This is a genomic window from Glutamicibacter sp. AOP12-B1-11 (assembly GCF_052379245.1).
Lineage (GTDB): Bacteria > Actinomycetota > Actinomycetes > Actinomycetales > Micrococcaceae > Glutamicibacter.
The window spans coordinates 1-22,022 of the sequence record NZ_JBQSYL010000023.1 but is presented as its reverse complement, the minus strand read 5'-3'; the positions used below and the strand labels follow the sequence as shown (position 1 = coordinate 22,022).

Below are 22,022 nucleotides of genomic sequence, written 5' to 3'. Positions count from 1 at the left end.
CTTTTTAATGTGGTTGGTGTAGGCAATGGTTGTTGGGTCAGCGATCTCAGGTGAACAGCGGCAGGCCCATGGCCGGCCAGATCCAGAAGGAGAACACTAGGATCAGGGCGACCATGACCGGTCCCAGCACCGCGCTGAGCCGAAGCAGGTCCGCGGGTTGATAGCTGTCCACACCTTCGATATCGGAGAACAAGTTGACGGGCTTCGCGCTGCTGGTGAGCGTGTGGCAGAAACCTGCGGCGGCAGTGGATGCGAAAGCGATAGCCACCGCGTCCACCCCCACACCCGGGGCAAGCGAAACGACCAGCGGAATCAGCACCGCCGAGCGCGCCGAACGGGACTGGATCACCAGGTGGGCCGCGGCGGATACGACCACCACCACGACGGTGAACACCCACGGGGCGACGGCTCCCAGCCCCTCGACCGGTCCAAGCACACGGCGTGCCAGCCAGTCGGCGGCGCCGGTGCGGGCCAGCGCGGTGCCCAGGGTCAGCGTGGCGGCCATGAAGATCAGCATTGACCACGGCACCGCCTTCAGCGCCTTGGCCAGGCCCACCGAGCCGAAGCCCGGACTGGCCACGAGCAAGGATCCGAGCAGAGCCACAACGGCCGGGTGCAAGTGGTGCAATGGTTCGGTGCACCAGAGCACCACCACCGCGGATACCAGCAAGGCGGCGCGGGATTGCCCGACGCTCAGCGGTCCGGTCAGCGGAACCGGAGAATGCTCTTGGAGCTGCCCAATGCTCACCTCCAGCGCTTGGCGGCGATCCGAGCCGCGGGTGAAGAGCCATAGCACCAGTTCCGCGCACAGATGCGAGGAGACGAAGGACAGCGGCAGCCCGTAGAGCAGCCAGCCTGCGAATGAGAAGCCCTCATAGCCGGAGGTGGCGAGGATCTGGCTGGTGATCAGATGCGCCCCGGCCCCCAAATACGAGGCGACCGCAGAAAGCAGGATGACCGAGGGGAAGAGCAGCGACAGGGCCAGGACAACCCTCGGGCGGGCGGCAAGCACCTTGGCCAAGGCAATGAAGACGGGAATTGCCAGCGCCGCCCGGCCCGAGGTGGAAGGCACCGCGAATGCGGTGGCCACCAGTGCACCGGTGGTCAGGTGCATCAACTGTCTCGGGTTGCGGGCTCCGACGGCGATCCAGGCGGCGGCGCGGGTGGCCAAACCAGTTGCCGTGATTCCGGCGGCAATCACGAACGCGGCCAACAGCAGCCAGATGGTGTCTTCACCCAGCGACGCGAAGAGCACGTCCTCGGGCAGCACGCCCATGAGCACCAGCACCAAGGCCGCGCCGAGAGCGACATAGGTGTCCCCGACCGGGGAGAAGACCCATAGCCAGATCGCGACGGCGAAGACCGCCAGGGTCAGTGCGCCCTGGGACGGCAGCGCGGTCGCCGTTCCCGCCGCGGAGCCAAAAGCCCCGAAGGCGCACCAGACCAGAAAGGCGGCGAGCAGCATCGCGGCCAGCAATCCGCTGGCGCGTCGGCGGTTCCAGCGCCGCCGCGGGGCGCGTTGTGCCGGTCCAACGGCAGCCGCCGGCTGCGGTGCGTCGGTGCTGTAGCGGAATCCGGTATCCGTAGTGTGTTGTCTCGTGCTCATGACTCGGCTCCCAGAGTGCTCGCCATGCGCTCGGCGAAGTTCTCCTCGGAGCCTGCTTCCGAAGCCAAAGCCAGTCGCGGAAGTGAGAGGCCGAAGCGGGCTCCGGCGCCTGGGCCGGATTCGACCCACGCGGTCCCCCGATGCGCTTGGGCTACCGCCTTGACCACGGCCAACCCAAGGCCCATGCCCGGTTCCTGGTCAGTGCCGGTGCCCCCGCTGCGATAGGTATCAAGCAATGCGCGGGCCACCTCGGAATCCAAGCCCGGGCCGTCATTGGCCACCCAGAAGCTGACTGACTGTTCATCGGCGGCGGAGCCCAGTCGAATGGTGTCCCCGTGGTCCGTGTGCGCGACGGCGTTCTGGATCAGTTGGCGCAAGGCATCGGTGATGCGCTCCGGGTCAAGCCACGCCTCGGCGCGAGCCGACTGCTCGATGCGGAAATGCCGTTGCAGGTAGGTGTCCGATTGCGCTGCCTCGGCGGCAATATCCGCGGTGACCTCGCCCACGGCCACCAGCCGCGGCCTGACGAAATCCGGGTGGCCGCTGTGTGCAAGTACGTCGAGGTCGGCGAGGGTTTGACCCATCTGCGAGATGAGCTCCTGCGCCCCGCAAGCGATGTCGGCGCGTTGCACCGCGGGCAGGTCTTCACGGACCAGTTCGTGCAGCGTCGCCGCGAGCCGACGTTGCGGTTCGTTGAGATGCTCGCGCGCTTCGGCGATGAAGTGCCGCTGGGCCAGATGGGAGGACTCGACCCGGTCGAGCATTGCGTTGAGCGTCTGGGCCAGCTGCGCCAGGTCGTCGCGCCCGGACACCGGGATGCGGGCCGAAAGGTCATGCGCCGTAATGGCTGCAGAGGTCTCGCGCACGGTGCAGATCGGGCGCATGATTTGACCTGCCACTAGCCAGGAGATCCCCGCGGTCAGCGCCAACCCTCCGGCGGCCACCGCGAACAGGAGCACCGCCTGCCGGTTGGCTTCTTCCTGCGCGCCGGAGGTGAACTGTGCGACGACCAGCTGGGCTTGTTGCATCGGGCCGGACCGGTTCGCGGTAGCGGCTTCCTCGGCTACCGCCTTGGCCCAGCGCACGGTGCCGTACTTGGTTTCATACACCGCCGAGGTCCGCGAATCTTCGAGGATCCGAGCCAGCAGCTGCGCATCCGCGGCCAGCACAACACCGGTCTGGTCCAAGGCGCCGTGCGCGCTGAACACGCGGCCGTTGGCCTGGCCGACAATTGCTTCGCCCGCCATGGGCTGCTGCCGGGCGAGATAACGTTCGAGCAGTTCGTCCATCGAGGCGAAGGGGCGCGCGGTCTGCGGATCCAGCCCCTCGGCGGCGAAGGTCCTGAATTCCTCGATCTCCTGGGTGATGCCCACATTGGCCGCCTCGGCGACCTGCCCGGACATGATCGAACGCATGGTGACCGTCACCGCGAGCAAGGCCAGCGCCGTGGTGAGAACGATCCAGCCGACAATCCGCAACCGGGCCGAGACCTTGGACCCCTGCTGCTCAGCAGATTCAGCCATCCTTGCCACCGCGTTCCGGCTGCGCGCTGGGCAGCGCAGTTTGCGGTCGCACGTCCAGTTGAACCACGATCGGCTGCTGGTGCGGAGTCGGCGGACTTGCGGAGTCGGCCAGCGCTTGGCTGGCGCTTGCCAGCCCGGCGGGAACGGCCAGGACAGCAAGGATGAGAAGTATGCGACGGATCATGCTTCTACATTAGAAAACCCTTGTGAGACACAAATTAAGTACTGGTGAGAGGTTCATGATTCGTCGATGAGAAGAATATGAGAAGGTGAGAAAGTACCTTACGGGCTCCCGATCACGGTCTGCGCGACGGTGAGTTCGATGGCTCCGGCGTGGGGGCGCCTACCGGCTTGCGGCGCACAAGGCACGGGCTGCGCCGCATGGTCTTTTCTTGCGGCGCAGCCCGTGCATTCGCGTTGGAGCTCGTTATTGCGGTTCGACTACTTGGTCTCCCAGAGTCCCGCTTCGTCGTCGAAGGACAGGGTTTCGGTGACGCGGATCTTCGCGTCATCGAGCGCATCGGCCGGTACATCGAAGACGACCTGGTAGGTTCCCTTGCCGCCCTTGGTCAGCGTAGGCACGTCCATGGCTGGTTTCGGAGCCATGGCCATGGAGCTGGAGGTGCTGTAGATGCGCGAATCGGAGCCAACCAGCTCTGGAGACAGGTCAAGCCAGGCGTCGCCTTCTTCCTCGCCGTTGTACACCACGGAAAGATCTACGAGGACATATTGCCCCTCGGCCTTTTCATTGAATGAGTTGGCCTTGGCCATGGCCTCGTCGGCTTCGAGGTTCACGGAACTGACGTTGACCGAATATTCACCGATAGTGGCCGCCTCACCCAGCTTGAGCACCTGAGACTCATCTGCTGCCTGCTCGATGACCTTCTCCGGAGCCGCGACCTCTCCGTCCGCGGCGTCATCGATGGCAGCCGAGACACCGTCCAAGGCCTTGACGTAGGCGGACTGGGTGACGAAGACCAGCACGATGGCAACGATGGCGATCACGCTAGAGGCGATCCCCAGCCCCTTGCTGCCGCGCCGCTTCGCGGCGATGGCGAGCGAGATGATACCGAGGATCAGGGCGACAAAACCTAGAACCGCGGCGAAGTTGTTCACGATCGGGACCCAGCACAGGGTCAGGGCAACGATGGCAATGACCAGTGCGGCAATTCCCAGCCCCTTGCCGGCAGTGGACTTTGCGGGTGGGAGCTGCGAGTGCGGTGCAGGCTCCAGTGGAGTTCCAGCAGACATGAATATTTCCTCAAGTGATGACGGCGCTTAGCCAGCGCCTAAGTGAAACCGGCTCATACCCCATGGTCGTGATCCGGATTGAATCTTGCTTGATCCATCAACGACACTACGAGGACGCTCCGACACTTTAGCCTCACAGTAAATTTTCAGCTCCCGAGAAGTTCCGCCCCTGCCTCGGCTTAGCTCGCGCTTCCGGCAAAGGACTGCCCCTCGACTTCAAGTTGACCATGTAGCCGAAGGGCAGTCCTCTGGGCTCTCAGTAACCGGAAGCAGCCTGCCGGTACTGGCGGAGGACCCGGCTGTCCGGTTCGCTTGTCGCCAGCAGGGCCTCATTGGTTGGCCAGAGCGGCAATACTCCGCTTAACACTCCCGCCGCCTGGCGCGCTGCCCCATCGGCAACGTACTCCCCGGGTTCCGGAACGCTTACCGGCAGGCCCAGCACACTGGCCGAAATTTCCTGCAGTGCAACCGAACGCGCCGCCCCACCGACCAGCACAATACGCTCGGCCAGCACCCCCAAGTCCGTCAGTGCCTTCAGCCCGTCCGCCAGCGAACAGATAATCCCCTCGAAGGCGGCTCGAGCCAGATTCTGGGCGGTGAAGTTCTCCAAGGTCAGCCCGTGCAGCGAGCCTGTAGCGTCGGGCAGATTAGGGGTTCGTTCCCCCTCAAAGTAAGGGATCAGGCTCAAACCTTCGGCACCGGCAGGCGCAGTCAATGCCAGCTGGGACAGTTGCGGAAGATCGACTTTCAGCAGCGCCGCCGTCGCATCCAGCACGCGGGAGGCATTCAAGGTGCAAGCCAGTGGCAGGTAGCTGCCGGTGGCATCGGCGAATCCGGCCACCAGCCCCGAACGATCCCCGGTAGGCTGGTCGGACACGGTGAATACCGTCCCGGAGGTGCCAACCGAGATCACCACGGTGCCCAGCGTGGCGTTCACGCCTAATCCCGCTCCGGCGTTATCGCCGCAGCCGGGGCCGATCAGCATTCCAGATGAGGTCAACTGTCCGACTTCCAATGGCGCCAGGACCTTTGGCAGGACCGGCACATGCCCTAGGGTGCGTTCGAGCACCTCTGGAAGATACTCGCCGGTGCTCGGTGACCAGTACCCGGTTCCCGAGGCATCCGAACGGTCGGTGCGCAACGCGGCTAGGCCTTCGGCACCGCTGCCTGGGCCAAATCCTGCCAGGCGCCAGCTGAGCCAATCGTGAGGTAGGCATACCGCGGCAGTGCGCGCGGCGTTCTCTGGTTCCGCGGTAGCCAGCCACAACAGCTTGGTCGCGGTGAGTGAGGCCACCGGGATGGTTCCAATGCTTCGCGCCCAATACTCGGCGCCGAATTCTTCGACGAGCTGCCGAGCTGCGCCCGCGGAGCGAGTGTCATTCCACAGCAAGGCCGGACGAACTACCGCGCCGTCGGCGTCGAGGCAAACCATGCCATGTTGCTGGCCTGCCACCGAAATAGCCGAGACATCCTCCAAACCGCCGGCCTCTTCGATGGCTTGCTGTAGTGCCGTCCACCAGTGCTCTGGGTCGATCTCGGTGCCCGATGGATGGCGCGCGGAGCCCTGTCGGATAAGGGCTCCGGAACCGGCGTCACGAATGACGACCTTACAAGATTGGGTGGAGCTATCCACTCCGGCAACCAGCTGCATTTAGATAACTTTCGGGCTTGGGATGAATAACAGCGCCGCGCCCCCGGATCTGGCAACAGAACCGGGGACGCGGTCAAACTTTTCTTGTAAAAACCTCAGGCTTAGCGTGCGCCCATCAGGTGTTCCAAGGCCAGCTGGTTCAAGCGGATGAACCCGAAGGAACGCTCGGCGGCAGCGTCTGCATCAAAGCCTTCGAATGCCGACGTATCCGCCAGCAGATCCGCGGTGGTTTCGCCGGCGGCCAGAGTGCTTTCGCCCAGCTCGAAGACGCCTGCGGTCTTCAGCGCTTCCTGCACCTCTGGGTTGGCGCGGAATGCGGTAGCGCGTTCCTTGAGCAACAAGTACATGGACATATTCGCCTTGGCAGAGTCCCATACACCGTCATAGCCGTCGGTTCGCGATGGCTTGTAGTCGAAGTGGCGTGGACCGTTGTAGGTTGGCCCGCCGTTCGGGAATCCATTTTCAAGCAGGTCGACAGTGAAGAAGGCGCTGGTAAGATCGCCGTGGCCGAAGACGAGGTCCTGGTCGTACTTTATTCCGCGCTGTCCGTTGAGGTCGATGTGGAACAGCTTTTCTGCCCAAAGCGCCTGCGCGATGCCGTGCGTGAAGTTCAATCCTGCCATCTGTTCATGGCCGGTTTCCGGGTTAACGCCTACGATATCGCCGTGCTCAAGCTCGGCAATGAAAGCCAGCGCGTGGCCTACCGTGGGCAGGAAGATGTCACCGCGTGGCTCGTTTGGCTTAGGTTCCAGCGCAAGGCGCAGCCCGTAGTTCTTTTCCTTGATGTAGGCGGCAACGGTATCAACGCCTTCCTTCATGCGGTCAAGTGAAGAAGACAGATCCTTGGATCCGTCGTATTCGCTGCCTTCGCGGCCACCCCACATGACAAAAGTTTCGGCACCCATCTCGGCAGCGAGGTCAATGTTTGCCAACACCTTGCGCAAGGCATAGCGGCGAATGGAGCGATCGTTGGAAGTGAAGCCGCCGTCCTTGAAGACCGGATGGCTGAACAGGTTGGTGGTAACCATTGGGACCTTCAAACCGGTCGTTTCCAAGGCTCCACGGAAATCCTTGAGGATACTCTCGCGTTCTGCTGCCGTTGCATCAAACGGGATCAGGTCGTTGTCGTGGAAGGTAATACCGTAAGCACCCAGCTCGCTGAGCCGATTGACCGCTTCGACCGGGTTGAGCGCCTGGCGGGTTGGCGTGCCGAACGGATCGTTCCCGGTCCATCCCACCGTCCATAGGCCAAAGGTGAAACGGTCTGCTGGCGTTGGTTGCAAAGTCATGCGTACTCCTGAATGATTTGTAGTTAGCAACAACTTATTGCAGAACGATCCTCAGAGTCAAGGAAAACTTCCCCCTCATTCGCGAATAAACGAAATTGGCAGCGTTTCTCCACCAAGTAAAACAAGGGGTATAGACTTGATGTAGCGCCCTAACTCCTATAAGTTTACGTTTACAACTTATGGGAATTTTGATTGTCCATTTCCTTGAAACGCGGCAATCTTCTGCCGGGCCCGTGCCGCATGGCATCCCGTCGTCACGTCGCGTGGCTTGCAAGCGCAAGAACGGTCATTGGGAGCGGCAACGTAGTTGATAAAATGGCGAAAGTTTGAAGATGTTCCAACGACTGACAAGACGGACGCCACTGGTGCTCGTGGCTCGTTACCCCTGCCCAGCCGATTGAATTTATGGCACTCGGTCGCTGGCCGCCGTTGCTCATCCATCAGCTAGCCAGCTCAGCCTAAGAATGAAGAATTGAAGGACACTAGATGACGGCCTCACCCCGTGCGTCCAAGGCGGTGCAGAGCCCTGAAACCATGCGGCGCAATAATCTGTCTGTCATTCTCACTTTGTTGCACCGCGAAGGCAGGCTATCGCGTGCCCAACTTACCGAGCGCACCGGTTTTAACCGTTCCACGGTCGGCGCACTAGTCGCCGAACTTTGCGAGCTGGGGCTGGTCTTCGAAAGCGAGCCACAAGCAGCTGGCAGGGCTGGCCGGCCCAGCCCGCTCGTTCATCCCAACGACAAAGTCGTCGCGGTCGCCATCAACCCGGACATCGATGCCGTGCATGTTGGGCTTGTCGGGCTCGGCGGCAAGGTCCATCGCAGAATTCGCTATGAAGCCGCCGCGAAACCGACTCCTGTTGAAACCGCCAACATCAGCAAGGCAATTCTTGACGGCATGCGCGCGGATATCGATGTGCTGGATCGCATCGTCGCCGTGGGCGTAGCGGTGCCCGCTCTGGTGCAAGACAGCGACGGAAAGATCCTCCTCGCACCGCACCTGCAATGGGCGAATGAATCCTTGTCGTCATTGCTGGAACCCGCGCTCGGACTTCCGCTACTCGTAGGAAACGACGCAACCCTAGGCTCCGTTGCCGAAAGCATTCACGGTGCCGCGCAAGGTTACGCCAATGTGCTCTATCTCAATGGAAGCGCCAGTGGCATTGGCGGCGGCATCCTCACCGGCGGTGCCCCGCTTCGTGGAGCCTCGGGCTTTGCCGGAGAACTGGGGCATACCTTGGTCAGAACCGGCGGGGTCCTCTGCCATTGCGGGCGCCGAGGTTGCCTCGATGCCGAGGTGCGGGTTGAAAGTCTCTTGGATATCCTCCAGTTCGACAGCGCCGACCTAGACTCTCTTGAGCAGGCAATTGCCGGCAATGAGTCCGCGCAGCTTCACCAAGAAATCGACCGGCAGATTGATCTGCTGTCCGTGGCGCTTACCAATTTCGTTAATATATTCAACCCAGAAATGATCGTCCTTGGCGGTTTCTTGGGAACCATCTACGCAATGCGCGCCGAACGGTTGACCGATGCGGTCTCCAGCGGCCCCATTGCAGGGCTAGGCCGCGAGGTCAGAATCAGAAAGGCTGTGCTGGGTTCGGATCTATTGCTCATTGGCGCCGCCGAATTGGCATTCGCCCGGTTGCTTTCGGACCCAGCCGGGTACAGGGCCGCGGACCAGACGCCCTAGCGGTTTGCCTGCCGCTGCCCGTAGCCTCGGGCCGACAATGCCGCGGTCAGCTGGTCAACAGTTGGCGCACCTTGCAGCCCATCCGGCGTCGGATAGATGCGGCAAGCGAGTTCGCGCGTAGTCGCCGCCGGAAAAAGATCAATGCCTCCTGCAATGATCGTTGGGGAACCGGCAAAACCAGTGCCACGCGTCTCGGCGCTCGTTTTCAAAACGTGTTGCAGTATCGTCGTGTTCCTGACCCCGAGTGCTTCTAGGGCAGCGCCCAGTCGCTCGGCCGCAAGGGCGGAGTTGGGGCAATTCTCGATAACCAACAATTCGATGCGCATACGTACATTCTCCTCGAAGGATCCAGAGATCCAGGAAGTTCTGGATTCGCTATCCCGGCTGCCACACGGCTAAGCGATGCGGGGATTCACGGTGCACAAACGCTTAACCCAGCGACACGCTGAGATGAAAACAATTCCTAGCCAGCACGTAGTTGCTGTTGCAGAATTCAAGTATGGGCACCAACGACGAAATCGATCATGGCCGCGACACGCTACGCTACGTCAGGCTAGCTCTGCTGGTCCTACCGCTTTTACTGGTTGTTGCCATCGTGATTTATGGGCTTTTAAACGGAAAAGTTGAAGACTCGATCAGTTCCTACTACTTGGGACCTAGCCGGGACCTATTCGTCGCAATGCTTGTCGCCACCGGAGTAATGCTCGTAGTTTACAAAGGCGCGCCCCTGGAGGACTATGCCCTGAACCTTGCCGGTTTCTACGCGATATTTGTAGCCTTGGTTCCAACCCGGCTGGGCGAGACGCTCTCCACGCTGACCCCACACGGTCAACTACAGCTGATCCGCTCCGTGCAAATATCGGTGTTTGCCGTCCTCGTGGTTTCCGCGGTATTTGTCTGGCTTGAATGGAAAACTAGCAAGTGGTCGCCGCGCTCGTTGCACTTCAGCACGCTCAGTAAAACTTTGACCCTCGTCAGTACCGTGCTGCTGATCGCGTTTATCGGCTTGCTGTTGTGGCGCAGCATCGAAGGCACAGACTTTGCCGGTGTTCACTATGCTGCCGCGTTTCTATTGATTATCAGCATGGGAGTAGCCATCGCCAGCCATCTGGGGCGCGAAGACCTCTGCGACACCGATACCAGCGGTGGGCGTTCAACCCAGTACGCCGTCTTGCTGGTACTCATGGCTTTGGGCATCGTCGGATGGCTCGTGCTTACCCTCATGGGCGTAGCGCAGGCGCTATTTATCATCGAGTGGTACGAGATCGGCCTCTTCACCTATTTCTGGTATTTGGAATCTCGAAGACTGTGGAACCACCCCGCGCAGGCATAGGCCCCAACAGTGGATCCCTTTAGCGCCCTAGGCGGGCGTGAGGCTTCAAACATCCGGCAGGAATACTCAAAGGCAAAGGCCCCGATTCTCGCAATGAGAACCGGGGCCTTTTGAAAGCTCCTCCAACTGGACTTGAACCAGTAACCCTTCGATTATCAGTTTGACTCTGAATCGCCCGATTCCCTCATAAGCGCAAGTCAAACCTATGTAACCGATCCATCACCGGATTGGATGATCTGGACTATCAGTTACAGCAAAACCACCCAGATGTCTGGTGAGCAACATGTCTAACCGCATCTGCCAGATCCGCACCTGCTCCGAACATGCTCTATGGCAGGTCAAGACAACAGGCCACCCCAACACCAACGGCGAACTCACAGAAGTCTATTGCCAAGAACACCTACGCATCCCCGCATGGCCCGAATCGCCAACGCAGTACAAAATCGAAGTGACAGGTCCTCTGCAAACAACAAGTGCTCCACTACCTCCTAAAGGCGCGTGATCACCATGGAGATTCTGATCATTCTTGCCCTGGTCGCAGCAGTGATTACTACGGTGACCGTCAAACGGCAACAGTTCGACAAGTCAGTTCCACTTCGCTTTCGCATTGATCCTCAATCGGCGTCACTTTACGACGAAGTCATCTACAATTTCTATCCAGACACGCTAGTGCGCGACCACTACCCAATGCCGGGAATGAAAGAACGTGCGCTGCGCAAAGAAGATGAAGAAAAGTTCAAATGCTTCCTGGGTAAAGTCGCCCAAGATGCCGGTGCCACAACATATAGCCCCAATCTCCTTACTGGGTGGCCTGACAGCATCATCATCGAGACAAGTCGATCAACAGCCCTAGTTGAACGCGCCTGGCAAACCATCAAGGACTGTCCCCCACAATTCATCAACACAGCTTTCATCAGCTCGAAAGCTACCCCACGGCAACGCGCAGCAATGTAGCCAAACTGTCGGTGCCAATCGATAGAGATTTAACACGACGAACCGCACCAGAATAGATAGGAAGTACCCGCCATGTTCACCATTTTCTGGATTATCGCAGGACTCATCGGGTGCGTGATTACGTTCATCCTCAACCCGATACGAGCCATGCTGAACTCCGCAATCATTATCGCGTTCCTCGTCGCTGCCTATGGCTGGATCGGGATCGTCGGCGGTAGTGGATACCAGTCCGAAGGATCTATGCTGGCCCTCGCAATTCTCGGAACCATCGGTTGGGTCGCACTCTTGGTCGCCAAAATGCGGACTGCATAAGACGCTTGCTTATACTCCGTGTTGATTTGGATCAGCCCTTTGGCTGGGCCAAATTTTTTTCATCGATTCTCCATGACCAACTATGACGCGACAGAAACAGGAATTCTTCGACTACCACCCGTGTAATAGCCACAATCATGTAATGGAACCTGCTTACAACCTTGATTCTTACAAGAACTGGCTCTCAACGTTCCTCATGCCGAACAGCGTCAAGAACCGCATGTATTACGCGCATAGATACGTCAACTGGCTTTCGACCATAGACATCGGCTCGCCCTGGGACGCCCAGCATTATCACGTCAGTCAATTCATCATCCACGCAGGAAAAGCCCCTTCAACAAAAAAGAACGTCCGTGATGCCCTCGTGACGCTCTACAAATGGGGACACAATACTGAACAAACTGACGCTAGTCCGGTGAAGTCCATCCCTAAAATCCGTGTGCCAATCAGCATGCCCCGCCCAACACCGTTTGAGTTCATCGACGATGCGTTAGCCCGGTGCCGTCGGCTCAGCGACGTGATCATGATCGTCCTCGCACTCTACGCAGGATTGCGTGCCGTGGAAATCGCGTCACTACACACCAGCGATTTCGACGAGGACCAGATCAGAGTTCAGGGTAAAGGCGACAAAATCCGCTACGTTCCCATCCACGACATGCTCAAACCACTCATCACGCATATTCCGAATGGCTGGGTATTCCCGTCGAGTAAGAACCCCACCGGGCATTATCTTCCAGCATCCGTCAGCCAACGACTCAGCGATCTACTCGGCCCCGGGCGGCCCGGTGGACACAGCCTAAGACACCGCTTCGCCACCGACATTTTCGCCGAAACCCACAATCTCATCCTTGTTCAAGAACTGCTCGGGCACGCATCAATTTCAACGACTCGCATTTACACCAGGGGCAATACAGAACACCTAGCGCCAGCGGTGCAAGCGCTGCCATCACGCGACACCGTGTCGCAGGCGACGACACGAACTCTCGAAGACATGCGTCAACAACAGAAAAAACACGATGCAAGTAACAACTGACACCTGCCCAGGATCAAAAAAGCAGATTCACCCGCGACACATCAGCCACACGAAAGGACGACATCATGGCTGTCGCAACAAAGTACAAGATCAATTTCACCTGTGGACACGCTGAAATTAAGGACTTGTCCGCAACTCCGGCTGGCAAACGAGCCAACAAAGCAAGCTGGATGGGACAAAACTTCACCTGCAACAAATGCTTCAAAGCACAAGGAAGCGAAGAGCTTGCCAAGGACAACGCGCAAACCCTCGCCGAAGCAGAAGCCTTCGAACTGGAACATGACCTTCCCGAATTGACCGGCTCGGAAAAGCAGATCCCCTGGGCAACGAGAGTCCGCTACCAGCTCCTCGCTGATGGCATGGACGAGCTGCAAGGAGACGACGAGAAGATCGAGGAACTCCTTCGCGCCGCCCGGACAATCACCCGCTCCGGTTGGTGGATCGACTACAAAGATGCCGACCCCGATGAAGTGCACGAAGTCGTCACCACAGGAGCAGTCAAAGTAGCTCAGCAGGCCACCGATACCGTGGAAACAGAAAACCCTTTCTAAGGGCTACTCATGTCTCAACAGCCAAAGCACACCACGCAAACCCAGGACAGCGCCAGCGCTTGTCCGGGCAGCCCGGACGAGCGAAACAGAGCGGAAAAAACCATGAGCATCACCGTGTACGGGCAAGATGAATGCAACTATTGCGATCAAACCCGAAAATACTACGAACGCCAAGGCATCCCCGTGGAGTACGTGAACCTTTCGAACGAGAGCAACGCCAAGATCCTGATGCGATTGAAGTCTGAAGGTTACGAGTCCTTGCCAATCGTCCGAACCAGCAATCAAACCTGGCAAGGAATGCGACCAGACTTGATGATCCAGGCAGCCCAGGAATACCGGCAGGAGGAACAGCAGCGCCAGCAAATGCAAGAGCAGCTACTCACGCAACAGGCGGCCCAACACGGGGCATCGCGTTAGGAACCACGAAGCCCTGGTTCAAAACCCGTGGAGAGTTGATCACCGGTGATCAACTCTCCACGGGTTTTTGCTTTGTGACACACAATCCCGAGGGCCAGCAAAGATTCAACGCTGAATTCAGTGCCTAACCCAAAGGAATGAAGCAGTCATGAGTGCCCTTCACAACATCACGTTGAACCCCGCCAGCTACGAGCTGGAATCCCGCGACGGTACCACCATTACCGTTGATTCATTTTCCAGCGTCTTGCGTGTCCTGCGCACCCACAAGCGCAACAACCAAAACGGAACGTTGCACCTGTTGATGGATCGTAGCGCCGATGTTCCCTGGACGGTCGGTGCATGGACTGTCGCCTTAGACAACGACACCGTGACCCTGCAGGCAGCGCAGACCAAAATCACACCAACTCAGCGTCGTCAGGCCATCACTTTGCGAGTCACCAGCTACGCCTTCGGCGCAGAGCTCGGTACCTACAAGTTCGACACGTTCGAAGAAGCCGTCACCGCATCACACGACATCGCAGCAACCCCCGGAGCAGCGGCACCTGATCTTCTGATCACCTCGGACTTTGAAGCCCTCGACGGAATCCAGATACCTGCCTATGAAGTGCTAACCGCTGAGGTGCCAGCGTCGGTGAGCGCCCCCGCCGATTCCCAAGAGGAAGTTCAACCAGCAGATCCCGAAGAGCCAGCTGCAGCACCTGCACCAAAAGCACATCATGCGAAACCTGAAACCGTGGCCGTTCCAGTGAAACCAGTCGAAACGACAGCAAAGCCTGAACCAGAAGCCGCACCGGAAGAAATAAACACGCAGCCCGAAAGCGCAGCTCGTGCCTTTGCTACGCGTGCTGAAACTAAGTCACAGATGATCGCTCCCGCGCAAGAAGGGCTCCGTGGCACGCTAAACCGCACGCTACATGCGCGCCTGGCTCCCGGCGCACACGAGCGTCTTCTACGCACCTCCCGCGCTACCGTACAGAAGTCCCTTAGTGAACACCGGGCCATTGCCGTACCCAACGTCAAAGGTGGCGCAACGAAAACCACTCTGAGCTACTGCCTAGGCGCTGTTCTCGGCCGTGTACGTGGCGGGAACATCCTGGTTTGGGATAACAACGAAAACGCCGGAAACATGCTCGCACGCGGGATCGTCCCGCAAGGAGTCAACGTCAAAACCGCCATTGACCTTTTCCGCGACATTGACCAGTTCGAAAACGCCGAGCTATCACACAAGCTCAAGCAATACGTGCTGTCCCAAGGCGACAACCGGTTCTACATGCTCCCTTCCCAAGACCAGGGCTCAGACAAGCAAGTGATCGACGGACGCGCTTTCGACCGCATGTACGAAATTCTGCACCGATTCTATGACCTCATCGTCGTCGATACGGGCAACGCATCTAATGCCGGCACCTGGAAAGCATCGGTACAAACAGCCGACGAACTAGTCATCGCCACCGCTAACAAGTCTGATGCCATGGCTGGAGCAATGACGACCATTGACGCGCTCCGCGCACAAGGACACGCTGAAAAGCTCGCCAACTCAGTCGCCGTCATCACCGAGCTACTGCCGCGTTCTGAAGCCACCCGAAGCACCTCAGAGTGCATTACTGACCTTGAGCCTTGGGTTCGGGAAGTCAAAGTTATCCCCTACGACAAGCAGCTACCTGCCGGGGAAATGATCAACTTTGATGCCCTCTCACCAAGGACGCAGGAAGCATACCTCCACGCAGGAGCCGCGATCATGAACGGCCTAAGCTAAACGTCCCAAGCCGCCAATCCCAGAACGGAAAGAACTGTGATGACTAAAAAAACTAAAAAAATGGCCCTGTCCCTCAGCGTACTGCTACTTGCAGGCACCTTGCTGACCTCCTGTGTGGAGCCACGAGACCAAGCCACTTTCAGTCCTTCTCCCTCCAATAGTGTGGCCGCGGAATCCCCCGTGCCCACCTGTGAATCGCTGAAAGTCCCGCAGTCTTTCCAGGACGACGTAAACAGTGCCGCACGAAAATCAGGACTAGAGCCGAGCGTCATTGCCGCAATCATCACGGTTCAAAGTAATTGGCAGGAGGACGCGGTATCACCCGTTGGTAGTCGCGGAATTGCGTTGACCAGCGTGGAGGTATGGAAAGAGCATGGACAAGGAAACATCCTTAATGGCCATGATCACATCAGGACTTTAGGGGTCTACCTCAAGCACTTGGCAGACACGCTCAAAGGTCGTCAGGGTGTCGGCGCCGACTACACAGACCTTGTTATCGCAGCCCATGTTGCTGGCGAAACCGCAGTGCTCAACGCAGGAGAGGTGCCAGCCATCCCAGAGGTTCGCACCTACGTCAACAAGGTCAAAGCCTATGCAGAACAAATTAAATCCTGCGCGAAAGATCCATCCTAATGAAAAAGGGGATAGGACTTGTCAGCGGACTAGGACTCATGAGCTTTATCATGCTCATCGTCCTGCTCTTCGTTGTCATCTCATCGGTTGCAGGTTCAAAATCTACTGACAAGGAGAACCCAGAAAACCAGAACAGCATTTCATGTCAGGCCGATGGGAAAGCCATTCCAGAAGAGTACCGCGAAGACATCGCCAAAGCTGCCGAAGTGTCGGGGATGCTACCTGCAATCCATGCAGCTCAAATTGAAGCTGAATCGAACTGGAATCCAAAAGCTGTCTCACCGGTAGGTGCCGGAGGGCTCACGCAGTTCATGCCTGGTACCTGGGCACAGTTCGGTAAAGGCGACCGTTTCAACGGACACGATGCCATCGCAGCACAGGGACGCTACCTAAAGTACCTCGTTGACTATATGAAAAACTCCGGCTTGGTAGGAAAAAACGGAAATGATCTGACCGATCTCGTTATGGCCGGGTACAACGCTGGACAGGGCAACGTCACGAAATACGGCGGTATTCCACCGTTCGCAGAAACACAAAAATACGTCAAAAAAATCAAGAACCTCGCACAGACTAAATACTCCGAATCCGGCTCATGCAACCCAATCGACGGCGACAATCCAGACATTGAGCTGGTGGAGTTTGAAAAGTCAGGTAAATGGGTCCACCCACTGCCTGGCTCCAGAATCACTTCCGGCTACGGACCGCGTCCCTGCCCACAAGGTACTACTTGCAATTGGGACACCAAGAACCACCAGGGAATCGACTTCTCCACAGGCGGCGGCGGGAAGAACGTCGCACCGGTAGACATGGAAATCGTCCACGCTGGCAAAGACGGCTACTGGTCGAAATGGTACGGGCCATGGATCCTGGGTAAACAAATCGACGGCGAGGGCTTCTACATCGAAGTACATCACTGCGCCGAGGGGTCAGTCAGCGTCAAAAAGGGTCAGAATGTAGCTGCCGGTACCAAAATCTGCACCGAGGGAGCTACTGGCAATGCACGTGGCGCACACAACCACTTCCAAATCGGCAAACCAGGCTTCAAAGCCAGTGGTGGCACACCGACCCGCCGCCATACTGTAGATCCCAAGCCCATCCTGATCGCAAAGAAGGTGCTCTAAATGACCAGCAAACGATCACTGCTCAAAGACCGACTCATTCTGATCGGAATCGCGCTACTGACCGTAGTTCTGATTTCAGGTGCCGCCTGGGCGATCTTCGGCGACCGCGCAGCATCCCAAACAACAGAACCATCCGCTGAACCCATGCCAAGCATCATCGAAGGGCAGAACCCGTTCGACGACGCGAACCCGTCCGAATACGCTGTCGATGTCTCCAATGTAGACCGCACTAACCGTGAAGCAGTGGCCAAGAAGTTCGTAGAAATCTCCACCACCTGGTACCCGGGCACCGACTACAACGAAACCAAAGCAATACTACGTGCCAGCGGACTCATGTCTCCCGACCTCGCTGACAAAATCGCAGGCCCCGACCGCCCCACAACCGACGAACCATGGAGAGTCTGGGGAGAACGCAACGGCTGGTCTATCCCCTCAGTCAAAGTCCGCGAACCCTTACACGGAGCTGAGAGCGACGACGAGACTAATGAATTTGTTAACACCGAAGTCCCCGTGGTGTGGCGGTGGATTGCAGAGGGCTACAACTCCGAATACAGCGACGAGCAACGCATCTACTACCTGGCCATGACAGACAATCCTGAGCGCGGCTGGGAAGTCGCCGACTACACCGTCGACTTCATGGAATGGGCCACCCAAAACTAACCGCTCCCAGTTCTAACAGGACAAGCGCACACTCTTAGAAAGGTGCCAACCAATGAACCTACGCGACCTTGAAGTACCCAATCGCTTTACCAGCAAAGTGTTTCAAGGCCCCGATGAGAAGTGCTGGATCTGGACTGGAGCCATCGCCGACGATGGATACGGACGCTACTATCTAGGCAAAGGCTACGGTGGCATGGTGCGGCCGCACAGGTATCTCTACGAGCTGGCCACCGGAACAATACTTGCTGCCGATGAAGAACTACTTCACATGTGCGACGTGACCATCTGCGTCAATCCTGACCATTTATCACCGGGCACCAAGGCAGAGAACATGCAAGACAGAACCAATAAGCGGCGTTTCAACAACGGTCGAGGCACACGAGGGATAGGTCGGCGAGACCGTTCGTTACGTGCCCGAGAGCTTAGAGACGAAGTCAAAGCACACGGATGGAATCAAGACCGCATAGGTGCGATTACTTTAGGGCTTTCGGCCAATCAACCAAAGCTCTTTTGACACAACTTGTAGAAAAAGAGTCAGGTTTGAAAAACACTCATTCGCATACTGAGAAAATATCGCAAGGGTTAGATTCATAACACCGTAGACTTCGAAGCAATCTTTGATACTCGCGAAGACCAGATCACTAGTACGATGATTGGCTATGGATGAATACTTATTCACTTTAGGCGATGCCCCGACGAACGAAAGCTTCCCCCGTGACGCTTTGGCCAACAAACTAGAAATCCAAGAGATACGCCAGGCCTTCGACAAAGCCGGTATCAGTCACCAATTGGACCGACAGCACCTCATCGTCCAAGCACTCGGACGCAATGTACAAGCCCTGACGGAAGTGAAAAGCTCAGAAGTTAAAACCATCGTTTATCGTATTCTCGATTCCATCGCCGGCGAACAAGCAAAAAGCACCCGTTCGGCCTGGGATGACCGTGACGAAGATACTTGGATCGACAAGCTATAACATGCCGGCACACCTGTAGCTCTTCATGCATAAAATTTGATAATGTGAACCCGTAACTATTTACGGAGGACAAGCAATGCCCCAAGTACTCACTCGACAGGCCCGCAGGTTGGAAGACCTCGCCAAACGAGGAATCGTGCAAGCCAACATACTTGTACATGAATCTAACCGCGAGAACCTCGAACAACTACGCCCTCACCTGGTTGACGAGCAGTCCTCCACCGCCCTGGCATCACTCATCAGCGACATGGCTTCAAAAACGCCCACCAATGTTGCCCAAGTCTCTCAAATCAGCCCATTCCGTTACCCAGGCGGCAAGACATGGTTCGTACCAACAGCGCGACGCTGGCTTCTAGATATGGAGAACAAACCCGATGTTCTCCTTGAGCCTTTCGCTGGTGGAGCGATGATCGGACTTACTGCTGCCAAAGAGGGTCTAGTGAATCGGGTTAAGCTTGTAGAACTTGATGATGAAGTTGCATCTGTTTGGGAATGCCTAATCAACGGAAGTGACGTGGATGTTCAAAAGCTCTGTGAAAAAATCCTAAACTTCACAGTTACTTTGGAAAATGTGCAATCCACCATCGCCAGCAAGCCGCGAAGCATATCAAATCGCGCTTTCAGAACCATCGTAAAAAACCGGTGTCAGCGCGGCGGAATCCTAGCTCCCGGCGCCGGCCTCGTTAAGGCCGGTGAAAGCGGTAAAGGACTTTCCTCACGCTGGTATCCAGAGACTCTTGTTAAGCGTATGAAAGCCATCCGTGAGATCCAAGACCGCATATCTTTTAAACAAGGTGATGCTTTTGAAGCTATCGCCAGCAATCAGGGAGCAGCTCTTTTCTTGGATCCTCCGTACACAGCCGCGGGGAAGAAAGCAGGAAAGAGACTGTACACGCATAACGAACTTGATCACGACAAACTCTTTCAAGCAGCGGCAGATAACCCTGGCCCCGCACTTCTAACTTACGATGACACCCACGAAGTCCGTGAACTGGCCGCATCGCATGGACTGGTAACAGGTGATATTGCGATGAAATCGACCCATCATGTTGTGATGCGTGAACTAGCAATTTTCAAAGCTTAGTTCGGCTTGTGTACCTTCAACTGTTTGGGATCTAACAAAGCGCTTTTCAATTCTTTCTCGAACTGCGCTTTCCCGACCGGTGCAGTTGCCTGAAGGGCTGACACTATTGAAGTAAGCTCGGTAAGAATCACCGATTTAAGCACTAGGTGCATTTCATCAGTATAAGAGACAATTGCAACAACTACTTCACTCCCATCGACGTCATCTGAGATGACGTCGATGGGACTCATTTCGTCGGCAAAACTTTTATCTATTACCACTACGGTTTTCTTACCCCAACGTCTCATCACTGGAACTTTCACATCCAGTTGCGGCGCAAGACGTTTCGCACCAGACGACCGATAGTCTGGACGACGTTGCTCATGCGGAAAAGTTAATCCCTGTGGTGCAGTCAAGTATGAGTCAAAGTCCGGCTTAAACTTACCGCCAGAAAAATACACCGCCTGTGTCTCAACGGCCGCCCATTCCAAAGCCTGACCAGTCTGCTTCGGCTGGCCCTTAGCAATGACCCAGTCAATACGTCCGGCTTTCGCCGATCGCTCCTTGGAACCATCCTGATTGATCTTTTGAAGAAATGGGATCTCCTTTATGACCCAGATATCGTCGGTAGAGCTAAATAAGACTTTGGCAATCTGGGTAAAGATCGATCCTTCGGTTCCTTGTTCTAAGAACCTACTGGGACAAGTTGTCGCTGGCTGGGAAGACACCAACCGAACTGGCCCTTCTTCATACTGACGCATAGAACACACTCCGCCTTCTTTATTGCACAACGCGCCTGGAGAAACACTTTGCATGAAAGGGCAGATAGGAGGTTCAGTACCAGGCTGCTTTAGGGCTAACTGTGCCAGGTGGGCTCGCTCCCCTGGGGTCAATTTTGATATATCATGTCCGAACCATTCACCTATGCCCCAGCGTGCAGCCATTTTTCTTCCTTAAAGTAACCTGTTTTGTCATTAGGATAAGGGAGAACGCGGTTGAGACCATCATCGGTCTAGCGTCTACACTCGCAAATCGCGACCGCGCCAGGCTCTAATGAACAGCCAAACTCCTGTGGTGCGTTCAGCGCAATGTGATTTCGTTTGGTTACCCGGACAGCTGAATGGCGATAGAAGCTGTTCAGTGGTAGCTACAACATCGCGCGTTGAATAACGTATAATTGTTTGAGGAAATCGAGCTTCTCCTGTCTGTTTCATTTGCGCGATTTCATAATTAGTCGCTTACGAAGGACAACGATGGTTGACTTGAAGAGCCCATAATTATTGCTCTGAAGGAAACCAACCATGAAACTAGTTGCAGTCGGTCTGAAGAACTTTCGAGGCTACGAACAGGAACAGTGGATCTCGTTCGGAGATTTGACCACCATCGTTGGACGCAACGACGCTGGAAAATCAACGATTCTCGAAGCACTTGACATCTTCTTCGGTGGCGCCGTCGTGAAAGCTGACGTCACTGACAAGAATGTTGCGACTGACGAAAACTATTTCCAAATCAGCTGCAAGTTCTCCGAGCTGCCCGCCGACCTCGTTCTTGACGCCCAAGCCAACACGAGCCTTGAAGCTGAACATCTTCTGGACGCTGACGGCCATCTTCAAATTAGGAGAAGATGGATCTGCTCCGGTTCGAAGCCCAAAGAAGAAATCTATGCGGTCTGCGAGCATCCGATAAATGACGGGCTAAGTGAATTAATCACACTCGGGAATACAGGCCTCAAAAAGCTGGCGAAAGATCGTTTGGACGCCGAGACTTTTGCAGGCGTAAACAAATCAACCAACCCTGAACTACGAGCAGCCCTATGGAACGCAGTTGAGCTCGAATTGGCCGAGGCAGCAATCTCACTTGGCAAAGAGGATGGAGTGAAAATCTGGAATAGGCTCTCAACATACCTTCCTCATTTCGCGTTATTCCAGTCCGATCGAAAAAGCACCGACGCAGACGATGAGGTTCAAGAACCGATGAAGCTCGCGATCGCTGCTGCGCTAGCTGAAGAGACTGTTCAGTCATTACTGACAGATGTCGTTGAAGCCGTAAGAACGCGTGCCACAGAACTTGCTACTCGCACTCATGATGCGCTCTCGGAGATTGACCCGGCAGTGGCTGAGGGGCTGATACCTGATTTCAAGAGCGATCCCCGATGGCATAGCCTGTTCTCGATCGTTTTGCAGGGCGCAAATGGTGTTGCCATTAA

Annotated in this window: 23 protein-coding genes; 15 read left to right on the top strand and 8 right to left on the bottom strand. The window is 56.8% G+C overall.

Translation table 11 applies throughout. The features are described from left to right. Nucleotides 1–46: 46 nt before the first annotated feature. From ACT3UQ_RS13935 to xylA, 6 genes are all read right to left on the bottom strand, one after another. Nucleotides 47–1,606: an SLC13 family permease gene (locus ACT3UQ_RS13935; protein WP_096287435.1), complete on the bottom strand. Its 1,560-nt coding sequence runs from the start codon at nucleotides 1,604–1,606 to the stop codon at nucleotides 47–49. Beyond that, complete coding sequence (locus ACT3UQ_RS13930; RefSeq protein WP_096287437.1) at nucleotides 1,603–3,129, bottom strand: sensor histidine kinase; 1,527 nt, start codon at nucleotides 3,127–3,129, stop codon at nucleotides 1,603–1,605. Before ACT3UQ_RS13930 ends, ACT3UQ_RS13935 begins: the two co-directional genes overlap by 4 nt. Beyond that, entirely contained in the window at nucleotides 3,122–3,313 is a 192-nt protein-coding gene (locus tag ACT3UQ_RS13925; protein ID WP_096287439.1) for a hypothetical protein, read from the bottom strand. Before ACT3UQ_RS13925 ends, ACT3UQ_RS13930 begins: the two co-directional genes overlap by 8 nt. Before the next feature lie 257 nt (nucleotides 3,314–3,570). Continuing rightward, entirely contained in the window at nucleotides 3,571–4,380 is an 810-nt protein-coding gene (locus ACT3UQ_RS13920) for a DUF4190 domain-containing protein (protein ID WP_096287441.1), read from the bottom strand. Nucleotides 4,381–4,636: 256 nt separating this feature from the next. Further along, nucleotides 4,637–6,031, bottom strand: coding sequence for a xylulokinase (locus tag ACT3UQ_RS13915; protein WP_096287443.1), 1,395 nt, complete (start codon nucleotides 6,029–6,031; stop codon nucleotides 4,637–4,639). A 101-nt stretch (nucleotides 6,032–6,132) separates the two neighbouring features. Beyond that, complete coding sequence (gene xylA, locus ACT3UQ_RS13910; RefSeq protein WP_096287445.1) at nucleotides 6,133–7,320, bottom strand: xylose isomerase; 1,188 nt, start codon at nucleotides 7,318–7,320, stop codon at nucleotides 6,133–6,135. A 486-nt stretch (nucleotides 7,321–7,806) separates the two neighbouring features. Here xylA and ACT3UQ_RS13905 point away from each other — a divergent pair, with 486 nt between their 5' ends. Next, the gene (locus ACT3UQ_RS13905; protein ID WP_096287447.1) at nucleotides 7,807–9,012 is read left to right on the top strand and encodes an ROK family transcriptional regulator; all 1,206 of its coding nucleotides are present in this window, start codon (nucleotides 7,807–7,809) and stop codon (nucleotides 9,010–9,012) included. On the opposite strand, the gene ACT3UQ_RS13900 is transcribed toward ACT3UQ_RS13905, so the two are convergent. Then, nucleotides 9,009–9,338 (bottom strand): thioredoxin family protein, encoded by a 330-nt coding sequence (locus tag ACT3UQ_RS13900; protein WP_096287449.1) that lies wholly within the window; start codon nucleotides 9,336–9,338, stop codon nucleotides 9,009–9,011. The two genes, ACT3UQ_RS13905 and ACT3UQ_RS13900, sit on opposite strands and share 4 nt — an antisense overlap. A gap of 173 nt (nucleotides 9,339–9,511) precedes the next feature. Between ACT3UQ_RS13900 and ACT3UQ_RS13895 the strand changes: the two genes are divergently transcribed. The 13 genes from ACT3UQ_RS13895 to ACT3UQ_RS13835 all read left to right on the top strand — a co-directional run bounded on the left by ACT3UQ_RS13895 (nucleotide 9,512) and on the right by ACT3UQ_RS13835 (nucleotide 19,837). Then, nucleotides 9,512–10,345 (top strand): hypothetical protein, encoded by an 834-nt coding sequence (locus tag ACT3UQ_RS13895; RefSeq protein WP_096287451.1) that lies wholly within the window; start codon nucleotides 9,512–9,514, stop codon nucleotides 10,343–10,345. A 507-nt stretch (nucleotides 10,346–10,852) separates the two neighbouring features. After that, nucleotides 10,853–11,299, top strand: a complete 447-nt coding sequence (locus tag ACT3UQ_RS13890; protein ID WP_441687863.1) for a hypothetical protein — start codon at nucleotides 10,853–10,855, stop codon at nucleotides 11,297–11,299. Nucleotides 11,300–11,371: 72 nt separating this feature from the next. After that, the gene (locus tag ACT3UQ_RS13885; protein ID WP_441687862.1) at nucleotides 11,372–11,611 is read left to right on the top strand and encodes a hypothetical protein; all 240 of its coding nucleotides are present in this window, start codon (nucleotides 11,372–11,374) and stop codon (nucleotides 11,609–11,611) included. Nucleotides 11,612–11,753: 142 nt separating this feature from the next. Beyond that, entirely contained in the window at nucleotides 11,754–12,644 is an 891-nt protein-coding gene (locus ACT3UQ_RS13880; protein ID WP_441687861.1) for a tyrosine-type recombinase/integrase, read from the top strand. A 65-nt stretch (nucleotides 12,645–12,709) separates the two neighbouring features. Further along, nucleotides 12,710–13,195 carry a hypothetical protein gene (locus ACT3UQ_RS13875; RefSeq protein WP_441687860.1) on the top strand — a complete coding sequence of 162 codons (486 nt, stop codon included), beginning with the start codon at nucleotides 12,710–12,712 and terminating at the stop codon, nucleotides 13,193–13,195. Between the two features lie 9 nt (nucleotides 13,196–13,204). Next, nucleotides 13,205–13,612 carry a glutaredoxin family protein gene (locus ACT3UQ_RS13870; protein WP_441687859.1) on the top strand — a complete coding sequence of 136 codons (408 nt, stop codon included), beginning with the start codon at nucleotides 13,205–13,207 and terminating at the stop codon, nucleotides 13,610–13,612. A 148-nt stretch (nucleotides 13,613–13,760) separates the two neighbouring features. Further along, a complete protein-coding gene (locus ACT3UQ_RS13865; RefSeq protein WP_441687858.1) occupies nucleotides 13,761–15,365 on the top strand; it encodes a MinD/ParA family ATP-binding protein in 1,605 nt (534 codons plus the stop codon). 39 nt (nucleotides 15,366–15,404) lie between these two features. After that, nucleotides 15,405–15,998: a transglycosylase SLT domain-containing protein gene (locus tag ACT3UQ_RS13860; RefSeq protein WP_441687857.1), complete on the top strand. Its 594-nt coding sequence runs from the start codon at nucleotides 15,405–15,407 to the stop codon at nucleotides 15,996–15,998. Nucleotides 15,999–16,036: 38 nt separating this feature from the next. Further along, nucleotides 16,037–17,119 (top strand): transglycosylase SLT domain-containing protein, encoded by a 1,083-nt coding sequence (locus ACT3UQ_RS13855; RefSeq protein ID WP_441687856.1) that lies wholly within the window; start codon nucleotides 16,037–16,039, stop codon nucleotides 17,117–17,119. After that, nucleotides 17,120–17,779, top strand: a complete 660-nt coding sequence (locus ACT3UQ_RS13850) for a hypothetical protein (RefSeq protein ID WP_441687855.1) — start codon at nucleotides 17,120–17,122, stop codon at nucleotides 17,777–17,779. Between the two features lie 52 nt (nucleotides 17,780–17,831). After that, the gene (locus ACT3UQ_RS13845) at nucleotides 17,832–18,293 is read left to right on the top strand and encodes a hypothetical protein (RefSeq protein ID WP_441687854.1); all 462 of its coding nucleotides are present in this window, start codon (nucleotides 17,832–17,834) and stop codon (nucleotides 18,291–18,293) included. A 145-nt stretch (nucleotides 18,294–18,438) separates the two neighbouring features. After that, nucleotides 18,439–18,753 (top strand): hypothetical protein, encoded by a 315-nt coding sequence (locus tag ACT3UQ_RS13840; RefSeq protein WP_441687853.1) that lies wholly within the window; start codon nucleotides 18,439–18,441, stop codon nucleotides 18,751–18,753. 136 nt (nucleotides 18,754–18,889) lie between these two features. After that, nucleotides 18,890–19,837 (top strand): DNA adenine methylase, encoded by a 948-nt coding sequence (locus tag ACT3UQ_RS13835; RefSeq protein WP_444637329.1) that lies wholly within the window; start codon nucleotides 18,890–18,892, stop codon nucleotides 19,835–19,837. On the opposite strand, the gene ACT3UQ_RS13830 is transcribed toward ACT3UQ_RS13835, so the two are convergent. Beyond that, entirely contained in the window at nucleotides 19,834–20,760 is a 927-nt protein-coding gene (locus ACT3UQ_RS13830; RefSeq protein ID WP_441687851.1) for a NotI family restriction endonuclease, read from the bottom strand. The two genes, ACT3UQ_RS13835 and ACT3UQ_RS13830, sit on opposite strands and share 4 nt — an antisense overlap. Nucleotides 20,761–21,117: 357 nt before the next feature. On the opposite strand from ACT3UQ_RS13830, the gene ACT3UQ_RS13825 reads away from it, so the two are divergent. Next, the coding region (locus tag ACT3UQ_RS13825; protein ID WP_444637326.1) for an AAA family ATPase at nucleotides 21,118–22,022 on the top strand (905 nt) is incomplete at its 3' end.